Genomic DNA, 5,773 nt, shown 5'->3' with positions numbered 1-5,773 from the left:
CTTCTTGATCGACGTAGGTGTACGCGCGCTGGAAACTTGGCTCGTGCCTTGGAAGGGTAAAGTATAACACTTTTCCAGTTCTGATGCGAAAACTAGGGGCCCTGATGGGCCCCTTTTTAATGAGCTCAGATTTGAACATACCAAAAGTGCATTGGTAACATTTTGAAAGTTGCTTAACGTACCAATGACTTCGAAGAGGCTGACGATGTGCAGCTGCCCCCAACCTTGGACCACCTGGGTCTAGATATTTCCGGCTTTCGTCAGATTGATGGGCTGGTACACCGTCTGATTTTACGAGTGTGATCGCAGACTTGTTTCCGGCATCATCAATGAGCAAGCTGTATCCACCGATCGAATACGGCCTTAGGCACATGAGTCCTGATCTCTGCTGTTTGAAAATGACCCTGACCTCTAAAATCACGAGCAATGAAGTGTCTTGCACGGGCACACCAGCGCCTTGCTCTACGCGCCGCACTCGGGCAGAGTTTAGTTCTGATCTGACAAACAATTTGATGCGAAAGACTGGAGAGTGGGATGCGTGTATTCTTTACTGGGGGCAGCGGGAAGGCTGGTAAGTGGGCCGTCCAACACTTGCAGGCACGAGGCCACCATGTGGTCAACATCGATCAAACGCCCTCGGGCCTCGATTGCCCTGAGTTGTTGGTCGATCTATTCGATGCAGGCCAAGTGATTGGGGCCATGTCACAATTCATCGACGGCGCGGAATTGGACACAGGCAATGGCGTTCCGACCTATGACGCTGTCGTGCACTTTGCAGCTGTGCCTCGCGTGATGATTGGCACCGATTGCGAGTGCTTTCGGCAGAACACGATAACCACTTACAATGTGATCGAGGCGGCTATGAAGCTAGGCGTGCGTAAGGTGATCTTTGCAAGTTCTGAAACCACCTATGCGGTGTGCTTTGCTGATGGTGAATTGAAACCGGAGTTCGTTCCAATTGATGAGACGCACCCGACTGTGCCGCATGACAGCTATGCAATGTCAAAGGTTTGCAATGAGATGACGGCGCGATCGTTCCAAGCGCGTACGGGCGCTGATATCTACGGGTTACGGATAAACAATGTGATCGAACCGCACGAGTATACCGAGATGTTCCCAGCCTTTGTGAAAGATCCTGACCTGCGCCGTCGCAACATATTCGCCTACATCGACGCGCGTGATCTGGGGCACATGGTCGACTGTTGCCTGAAAACAGATGGTTTGGGCTATGAGGTGTTCAACGTGTCCAATGACGACCTATCGGTCGCCATAACTTCGGATCAGGTGATCGAACAGTTCTACCAAGGCGTTGAAGTGCGCTCAGAGATGGAACCGAACGAGACGTTCTTTTCCAACAAGAAGGCCAAGCGGATGGTTGGATTTGAACCAAAGCACACCTGGCGCGATGTCGTGAAAGCGTGACAATTAAAGCTGCACTTTAAAATCAAAAAGCCCCTATGAGACAGTGTCGCGTAGGGGCTTTTTTAGTGTTTAATGATTAGGTCGCCTCAAGCTCTGCGGACTTAGCGCCTGTCATATAGGCCACGGCGTCTGACATTTCATGATCTTTGGGATCAATAACGGTCAGCCGTTTGCCCAGCCTGTGAATATGGATCCGGTCACAAACCTCGAACACATGAGGCATATTGTGGCTGATGAGAATGATCGGGATGCCGCGCGCTTTTACGTCTTGGATCAAATCCAGCACACGGCGGCTTTCCTTTACACCAAGGGCTGCGGTGGGCTCATCCAGAATAATCACCTTTGATCCAAATGCGGCGGCACGCGCCACAGCCACACCTTGGCGTTGCCCACCAGAAAGCGTTTCGACCGCCTGATTTATGTTCTGAATAGTCATCAATCCCAACTCCGACAGCTTTTCACGGGCGAAGTCCTCCATTTTGCGCTTGTCGAGTTGGCCGAACAATTTGCCCATCAGCCCGGGTTTGCGCAGTTCGCGCCCCATGAACATATTGTCGGCGATTGACAGGGCGGGGCTCATGGCGAGTGTTTGGTACACCGTCTCGATGCCCTGATCACGAGCCTCGATTGGAGAGTTGAACGACACCTTTTTGCCATCCAAAAACACATCCCCCTGGTCCGGGATTACCGCGCCACATAACACTTTGATCAGGGTTGATTTGCCCGCGCCATTGTCACCAATGACCCCCAGGATTTCACCAGGCATCAGTTCGAAATCACAGTGATCAAGGGCGGTCACACGGCCATAGCGTTTCACAAGGTTACGCGCTTTGAGGATTGGTTCCATTATGCAGACACCTTTCTAATCCATTGGTCGACGGCAACCGCCGCGATGATCAGCAAACCAATCAGGAGGAACGTCCATTGCGCATCGGCTCCAAGCAGACGTAGACCCAAGGTGAACACGCCCACAATCAAGGCTCCGAACAGTGCACCCAGGATCGACCCGCGCCCCCCAAAGAGGGAGATACCCCCGATCACAACCGCAGTGATACTTTCAATGTTGGCCAGTTGCCCAACCGTTGGTGAGATCGAACCAATCCGGCCGACCATGGCCCAGCCTGCAAAGGCGCAGATGAGACCAGAAATCAGATATACAGACATAAGCGTGCGCTTGACATTCACGCCTGCAAGCTCTGCCGCGTCGGGGTCATCTCCAACTGCATAGACATGCCGACCCCAAGCCGTTTGTTTGAGTGCATAGGCAAGAGTGACCATCAGAAGCAGCATGAAAATCACGCCCAGAGTCAGGGTCGCGCCGCCCATTTTGAATTTCGTGCCGAACACCTGGAGCAGCGGTGCCTGATCCTCGATATCCGCACTGCGAATAGTCTCGTTCGCGGAATAAAGGAAGTTGGCGGCCAGAACGATTTGCCACGTGCCAAGGGTTACGATGAACGGTGGCAACTTCATATAAGCCACCAGCCAGCCGTTGATCGCACCGCAGGCCATACCAACGGCAAGACCACACATGACAGCAACCTCAACAGGCATGCCGTAGCGGAATGTAAACTGACCCATGACGACCGAGGACAGCACCATAATAGCCCCCACGCTCAGGTCGATGCCAGCCGTCAGAATGACCAGACTCTGCGCGGCGGCAACAATACCGACGATCTGCACTTGCTGCAGGATAAGGGTCATTGCGAAGGGCGAAAAGAACCTTTGTCCGATCAACATGCCAAACAGGATGACGGAGGCGATCAGAACGATGAGTGGGACAAGCGCGGGGTTCACATGCAAGGCATGTTGTACGCGGCCGACAAATCCCTTTTTCGTGTCTTCGAACTCGGCAACGGCTTCGGTTGCGCCTTCCAAGCCGGTTTCAAAGTCTTTCTTTGCACTGCTTTCTGACATGCGTCCCCCGTTGACACTATGACGTGCCTTTGCTGTTCGATTATCGAAGCATTGTTTTTGTGTGTCGTGAAGGTTTTTTTGGCTTCACTAAATTAGAAAGGGAAGGCACGCACGGCACCTTCCCTTGATGCATTGGGCGAGATTAGCCCCAGCACAGCTCCAGACCTTTGGCGGAGGAGATCGAAGGAACGCCATCGACAGGCGCATCCGTGACCAGCGCTACACCTGTGTCGAAGAAGTCTTTGCCAGGGGTGTTTTCAGGCTTTTCGCCTGAGTCCGCCCATGCTTTTACGGCCTCAACACCCAAGGACGCCATCAGCAATGGGTACTGCTGCGAGGTCGCACCAAGTTCGCCGTCTGCAACGGCCTGAATGCCTGGGCAACCACCATCAACGGATACGACGATCACATCGTCCGTTTTACCGAAGTCTTTCAGCGTCTCGTAGGCACCGGCGGCAGCTGGCTCGTTGATGGTGTAGAGAACGTTCGTACCATCATCCATGGTCAGAAGGTTTTCCATTGACTTACGGCCACCCTCCTCGTTCGCGTTAGTGACTTCGTTGTTCACGATGCGCGCATCGGTCTCGTCACCCCATTTGGCCGGATCGGCCAGATCAATACCGAACCCTTGCAAGAAGCCTTGGTTCCGCAGAACACCTACGGTCGGCTGGGAGACATTGATATTCATCATACCGATTTTCGCAGTGGACGTATCGCCGATTTGCCCAGCGGCCCATTGGCCGATCAGTTCACCAGCAAGAAAGTTGTCCGTTGCGAACGTCGCGTCTGCTGCATCGATGGGCGACAATGGCGTATCCAAGGCGATGACCAGCAAACCAGCGTCACGCGCTTGCTCAACAGCGGGCACGATCGAGGATGTGTCGGATGCAGTCAAAAGAATGCCCTTAGCGCCATCCAGAATGCAGGTTTCAATCGCTTGCACCTGTGTTTCGTGATCACCATCGATTTTACCGGCGTATGATTTGAGCGTCATCCCAAGCTCTTCAGCCTTCGCTTCTGCGCCTTCGCGCATTTTCACGAAGAATGGATTGGTGTCTGTTTTGGTGATTAGGCAAACGGTGGTCGCGTGGCCGTCTGCAAAAGACGCGCCCGCAGACGCAATAAGGGCCGCCGCAGCGACTGTTGTCAGTTTTTTCATAGTATCCTCCCAAAGACATAGGCTTTCTCGCCCAACACGCATCGTGCGCTACCGGAAGGTAAGTTCGATTCGCCTCTCTCGTCAATAACTAATTCAAAATGATTTAGTATTGACGCACGTCTAGATTTGCTATCATCATTGCGTGGGAGGATCTTCGCACCAATGGATTCCGTTGAGCTTGAAAGCATTGATTTTATTGATAAGTTCGACGCAACAGGATCGAACCAAACCGGTATGCGCGATCGTAATGAACGACTGGTTCTGACAATCCTGCGCCGTGTGGGACCCCTTGCAAAGGCCGAGATTGCACGCCGCACCGGGCTTTCTGCGCAAACCGTTTCGGTGATCGTCCGCGCGCTTGAAAGTGAAGGCCTCCTTAAAAAGGGCGACAAGGTTCGTGGAAAAATCGGCCAGCCGTCCATCCCAATGCGTCTTGATCCGAATGGCGCTTATTTCTTTGGGCTGAAAGTGGGCCGCAGGTCCGCAGAACTCATTTTGGTCAACTTTGTGGGTGAAGAGCTGGCACATATCGAAAAGACGTATAGCTACCCAACGCCGGAAAAGACGCTGGCGTTCGTCCAAAGTGCTGTCGCCAAGATATGTGGCACATTGTCAGACATTGACAGAAGCCGCATCTCAGGTCTGGGTATCGCGTCCCCTTATTTTCTATGGGAATGGGCGAATGTGATTGGCGTCGCACCATCGGCAATGGCCGCTTGGCAGGGCTTTGATTTGCGTGCGGAGGTCGAAACGCTTTTCGATTTTCGTGTGTTTCTTGGCAACGATGCAACGAGTGCCTGTGGCGCAGAGTTAACCTTCGGAAATATCGAAAAACCGCTGGATTTTCTGTACATTTATATTGGTCACTTTGTTGGTGGTGGCCTGGTCTTGAACGGCGCTCTCTACGCAGGGCGCAAAGGCAATGCCGGGGCCGTAGGCCCTTTCCCAATGCAGTCTGGAGCGGGTCGTCAAAGTCAGCTTGTGGATACCGCTTCATTCATTGGTCTCGAACGTCGATTTGCGGATCATTTCGACGATCCAACATTTACTTTAGATCCGAATGCTCAGTGGCACTTACAAGAACCTGACATTTTTGAGGATTGGCTGTCAGAAGCAGCGCCCGCCCTCGCGACCTTTATCGCAAGCGCGTGTTCAGTCATCGATTTTCCCGCGATCCTTGTAGATGGAAACATGTCGGATGACCTTCGGACGGTCATCATCGAACGCATATTTACCGCCCTTGATGATTTACCTTGGTCTGGATTGCTTAGGCCA

The 5,773-nt window shown here is 52.8% G+C and carries 5 protein-coding genes; 2 read left to right on the top strand and 3 right to left on the bottom strand.

All coding sequences use genetic code 11. From position 1 onward, the window contains the following. Positions 1-534 precede the first annotated feature (534 nt). Positions 535-1,422, top strand: coding sequence for an NAD-dependent epimerase/dehydratase family protein (locus ACTG3Z_RS17385; protein WP_375266648.1), 888 nt, complete (start codon positions 535-537; stop codon positions 1,420-1,422). A gap of 76 nt (positions 1,423-1,498) precedes the next feature. On the opposite strand, the gene ACTG3Z_RS17380 is transcribed toward ACTG3Z_RS17385, so the two are convergent. The 3 genes from ACTG3Z_RS17380 to ACTG3Z_RS17370 all read right to left on the bottom strand — a co-directional run bounded on the left by ACTG3Z_RS17380 (position 1,499) and on the right by ACTG3Z_RS17370 (position 4,498). Next, positions 1,499-2,269 carry an ATP-binding cassette domain-containing protein gene (locus ACTG3Z_RS17380; RefSeq protein WP_375266647.1) on the bottom strand — a complete coding sequence of 257 codons (771 nt, stop codon included), beginning with the start codon at positions 2,267-2,269 and terminating at the stop codon, positions 1,499-1,501. Further along, entirely contained in the window at positions 2,269-3,339 is a 1,071-nt protein-coding gene (locus ACTG3Z_RS17375; RefSeq protein ID WP_375266646.1) for an ABC transporter permease, read from the bottom strand. Before ACTG3Z_RS17375 ends, ACTG3Z_RS17380 begins: the two co-directional genes overlap by 1 nt. Positions 3,340-3,481: 142 nt before the next feature. After that, on the bottom strand, positions 3,482-4,498 hold the full coding sequence (locus tag ACTG3Z_RS17370) for a sugar ABC transporter substrate-binding protein (protein WP_375266645.1): 1,017 nt from the start codon (positions 4,496-4,498) through the stop codon (positions 3,482-3,484). A gap of 162 nt (positions 4,499-4,660) precedes the next feature. Between ACTG3Z_RS17370 and ACTG3Z_RS17365 the strand changes: the two genes are divergently transcribed. After that, a partial coding sequence (locus ACTG3Z_RS17365) for an ROK family transcriptional regulator (RefSeq protein WP_439144261.1) occupies positions 4,661-5,773 on the top strand: 1,113 nt, incomplete at its 3' end.

This window comes from Planktotalea sp., assembly GCF_965659345.1.
In the GTDB taxonomy this organism is placed as follows: domain Bacteria; phylum Pseudomonadota; class Alphaproteobacteria; order Rhodobacterales; family Rhodobacteraceae; genus Planktotalea.
Note: the sequence above shows the minus strand (reverse complement) of the source record. Positions and strands in the feature narration are given on the sequence as shown.

Excerpts from the sequence above, each read along its gene's own strand:
- ACTG3Z_RS17370 (WP_375266645.1), bottom strand. The coding sequence starts at position 4,498 with ATGAAAAAACTGACAACAGTCGCTGCGGCGGCCCTTATTGCGTCTGCG.
- ACTG3Z_RS17385 (WP_375266648.1), top strand. The coding sequence starts at position 535 with ATGCGTGTATTCTTTACTGGGGGCAGCGGGAAGGCTGGTAAGTGGGCC.
- ACTG3Z_RS17375 (WP_375266646.1), bottom strand. The coding sequence starts at position 3,339 with ATGTCAGAAAGCAGTGCAAAGAAAGACTTTGAAACCGGCTTGGAAGGC.
- ACTG3Z_RS17380 (WP_375266647.1), bottom strand. The coding sequence starts at position 2,269 with ATGGAACCAATCCTCAAAGCGCGTAACCTTGTGAAACGCTATGGCCGT.